The 4,327-nt window shown below is 55.4% G+C and carries 2 rRNA genes; both read left to right on the top strand.

What is annotated here, in order from left to right:
- Positions 1–13 precede the first annotated feature (13 nt).
- Positions 14–1,538, top strand: a 16S ribosomal RNA gene (locus HJ588_RS18895).
- 409 nt (positions 1,539–1,947) lie between these two features.
- Positions 1,948–4,327: ribosomal RNA gene (locus HJ588_RS18890) — 23S ribosomal RNA — on the top strand; the annotation flags it as partial.

Genomic DNA, 4,327 nt, shown 5'->3' with positions numbered 1-4,327 from the left:
TTTTTTGTATTTTTTTGCGGAGAGTTTGATCCTGGCTCAGGACGAACGCTGGCGGCGTGCTTAACACATGCAAGTCGAACGATGAAGGACCAGCTTGCTGGTTTGGATTAGTGGCGAACGGGTGAGTAACACGTGAGTAACCTGCCCTTCACTTTGGGATAAGCCTTGGAAACGGGGTCTAATACCGGGTATGACACATGGCCGCATGGTCTGTGTGTGGAAAGTTTTTGTGGTGGAGGATGGACTCGCGGCCTATCAGCTTGATGGTGGGGTAGTGGCCTACCATGGCTTTGACGGGTAGCCGGCCTGAGAGGGTGACCGGCCACACTGGGACTGAGACACGGCCCAGACTCCTACGGGAGGCAGCAGTGGGGAATATTGCACAATGGACGGAAGTCTGATGCAGCGACGCCGCGTGGGGGATGACGGCCTTCGGGTTGTAAACTCCTTTCGCCCATGACGAAGCTTTTTTGTGACGGTAGTGGGAGAAGAAGCACCGGCTAACTACGTGCCAGCAGCCGCGGTAATACGTAGGGTGCGAGCGTTGTCCGGAATTATTGGGCGTAAAGAGCTTGTAGGCGGTTTGTCGCGTCTGCCGTGAAAGCCCAGGGCTTAACCCTGGGTCTGCGGTGGGTACGGGCAGGCTAGAGTGTGGTAGGGGAGACTGGAATTCCTGGTGTAGCGGTGAAATGCGCAGATATCAGGAGGAACACCGATGGCGAAGGCAGGTCTCTGGGCCATAACTGACGCTGAGAAGCGAAAGCATGGGGAGCGAACAGGATTAGATACCCTGGTAGTCCATGCCGTAAACGTTGGGCGCTAGGTGTGGGGCTCATTCCACGAGTTCCGTGCCGCAGCTAACGCATTAAGCGCCCCGCCTGGGGAGTACGGCCGCAAGGCTAAAACTCAAAGGAATTGACGGGGGCCCGCACAAGCGGCGGAGCATGCGGATTAATTCGATGCAACGCGAAGAACCTTACCAAGGCTTGACATACACCGGAATGTGCCAGAGATGGTGCAGCCTTTGGGCTGGTGTACAGGTGGTGCATGGTTGTCGTCAGCTCGTGTCGTGAGATGTTGGGTTAAGTCCCGCAACGAGCGCAACCCTCGTTCCATGTTGCCAGCACGTAATGGTGGGGACTCATGGGAGACTGCCGGGGTCAACTCGGAGGAAGGTGGGGATGACGTCAAATCATCATGCCCCTTATGTCTTGGGCTTCACGCATGCTACAATGGCTGGTACAGAGGGTTGCGATGCCGTGAGGTGGAGCGAATCCCTTAAAACTGGTCTCAGTTCGGATTGGGGTCTGCAACTCGACCCCATGAAGTTGGAGTCGCTAGTAATCGCAGATCAGCAACGCTGCGGTGAATACGTTCCCGGGCCTTGTACACACCGCCCGTCAAGTCACGAAAGTCGGTAACACCCGAAGCCGGTGGCCTAACCCTTGTGGGGGGAGCCGTCGAAGGTGGGATTGGCGATTGGGACTAAGTCGTAACAAGGTAGCCGTACCGGAAGGTGCGGCTGGATCACCTCCTTTCTAAGGAGCGTTAACACCTTTCAATGTCGAATGCACAGTGGGGTGGCTCACGGGTGGAACATCAATCATGGGGCTTGCACGTGGTGCTGGCATGGCTTGAGTACGAACCATGTGGTGACTGTTTTGGGGGTTTTGGCCTTCGAAGGGTTTGCTGCTGGTTGGGGAAAGAGTGGTGTTGGTGGTGTGTGGTGAGTGTCGACACGTTGTTGGGTCCTGAGGAAACGACCCTTCCCTGTCCTTAAGGGTGGGGTGGGTGGTTTTTTCTGGTGCTGCCTGGTGCATGACTGCATGTGATGTGTGGTGGTGTGCTGGTGTTGGTGTGTTGTTTGAGAATTGTATAGTGGACGCGAGCATCTTTGTGGCTTTTAATGCTGTTGTATGCGGACCAGAAGCGTTTTGTTTGTGGTTTGTGTAAGTTTTTAAGGGCGCATGGTGGATGCCTTGGCATCAGGAACCGATGAAGGACGTAGGAATCTGCGATAAGCCTCGGGGAGCCGATAACCGGGCTGTGATCCGAGGGTTTCCGAATGGGGGAACCCCGCACCAGTTATGTGGTGTGACCCGTACCTGAATATATAGGGTGCGTGGAGGGAACGTGGGGAAGTGAAACATCTCAGTACCCACAGGAAGAGAAAACAAGAGTGATTCCGTGAGTAGTGGCGAGCGAAAGCGGATGAGGCTAAACCATGGTTGTGTGATACCTGTCAGGGGTTGCAGTCATGGGGTTGTGGGTTGTTGTCGTACCGTGTCTGACAGCGCGGTCGTGTGATGGTGTGCGTGTAGCCGAACTGCTTTGAATGGTAGACCGTAGTGGGTGGGAGTCCCGTAGGCGAAACATGTAACACAGCGCGTGATGATGTACCCAAGTAGCACGGGGCTCGTGGAATCTCGTGTGAATCTGCCAGGACCACCTGGTAAGCCTAAATATTCCCTGATGACCGATAGCGGACTAGTACCGTGAGGGAAAGGTGAAAAGTACCCCGGGAGGGGAGTGAAATAGTACCTGAAACCATGCGCTTACAATCCGTCAGAGCTGGCATGCGTGCTGGTGATGGCGTGCCTTTTGAAGAATGAGCCTGCGAGTTAGTGCTCAGTGGCGAGGTTAACCCGTGTGGGGTAGCCGTAGCGAAAGCGAGTCCGAAGAGGGCGCCCGAAGTCGCTGGGTCTAGACCCGAAGCGGAGTGATCTACCCATGGCCAGGTTGAAGCGACGGTAAGACGTCGTGGAGGACCGAACCCACCTAGGTTGAAAACTGGGGGGATGAGCTGTGGGTAGGGGTGAAAGGCCAATCAAACTCCGTGATAGCTGGTTCTCCCCGAAATGCATTTAGGTGCAGCGTCACGTGTTTCTTGCCGGAGGTAGAGCTACTGGATGGCTGATGGGCCTCACCAGGTTACTGACGTCAGCCAAACTCCGAATGCCGGTAAGTGTAAGCGTGGCAGTGAGACTGCGGGGGATAAGCTTCGTAGTCGAGAGGGAAACAGCCCAGATCACCAGCTAAGGTCCCTAAGCGTGTGCTAAGTGGGAAAGGATGTGGAGTTGCTGTGACAACCAGGAGGTTGGCTTAGAAGCAGCCACCCTTTAAAGAGTGCGTAATAGCTCACTGGTCAAGTGATTCCGCGCCGACAATGTAGCGGGGCTCAAGCACACCACCGAAGCTGTGGCAATCACACAAGTCCCTAGCGGCCCTTTTTGGGGGTTGTTCAGGGGTGTGGTTGGGTAGGGGAGCGTCGTGTCACCAGTGAAGTCCCGGTGTGAACCAGGGGTGGAGGTGACACGAGTGAGAATGCAGGCATGAGTAGCGAATGACGGGTGAGAAACCCGTCCGCCGAATAACCAAGGGTTCCAGGGTCAAGCTAATCTGCCCTGGGTAAGTCGGGACCTAAGGCGAGGCCGACAGGCGTAGTCGATGGACATCCGGTTGATATTCCGGAACCGGCGAAGGACCGCCCATATCGAATCAGGGGATGCTAACCACCCGAACCGCCATGTTTGATCCCTTCGGGGTGATGCGTGTGTGGGGAGCGTGGGACCCGATCTTGTAGTAGGTAAGCAATGGAGTGACGCAGGAAGGTAGCCTCCGCGGGGCGATGGTTGTCCCCGTCCAAGCGTGTAAGCCGACTGGTAGGTAAATCCGTCAGTCATATGGCCAAGGCGTGATGGTGACCACGTAATGTGGGAAGTAGGGTGATCCTATGCTGCCGAGAAAAACTTCTAGCGAGGTCCGAGCCGCCCGTACCCTAAACCGACTCAGGTGGTTAGGTAGAGAATACTAAGGCGATCGAGTGAATCGTGGTTAAGGAATTCGGCAAAATGCCCCCGTAACTTCGGGAGAAGGGGGGCCCACCATCTTGAAGCACTTCGCGTGCTAGGGGTGGGGGCCGCAGAGACCAGGGAGAAGCGACTGTTTACTAAAAACACAGGTCCGTGCGAAGAAGTAATTCGATGTATACGGACTGACGCCTGCCCGGTGCTGGAACGTTAAGGGGACCGGTTAACATCCTTGTGGTGTGAAGCTGAGAACTTAAGCGCCAGTAAACGGCGGTGGTAACTATAACCATCCTAAGGTAGCGAAATTCCTTGTCGGGTAAGTTCCGACCTGCACGAATGGCGTAACGACTTCTCCACTGTCTCAACCGCGAACTCGGCGAAATTGCATTACGAGTAAAGATGCTCGTTACGCGCAGCAGGACGGAAAGACCCCGGGACCTTTACTACAGCTTGGTATTGGTGTTCGGTACGGCTTGTGTAGGATAGGTGGGAGACTGTGAAGCGCACGCGCCAGCGTG

The sequence above is a fragment of the Flexivirga aerilata genome (genome assembly GCF_013002715.1).
GTDB lineage: Bacteria > Actinomycetota > Actinomycetes > Actinomycetales > Dermatophilaceae > Flexivirga > Flexivirga aerilata.
Note: the sequence above shows the minus strand (reverse complement) of the source record. Positions and strands in the feature narration are given on the sequence as shown.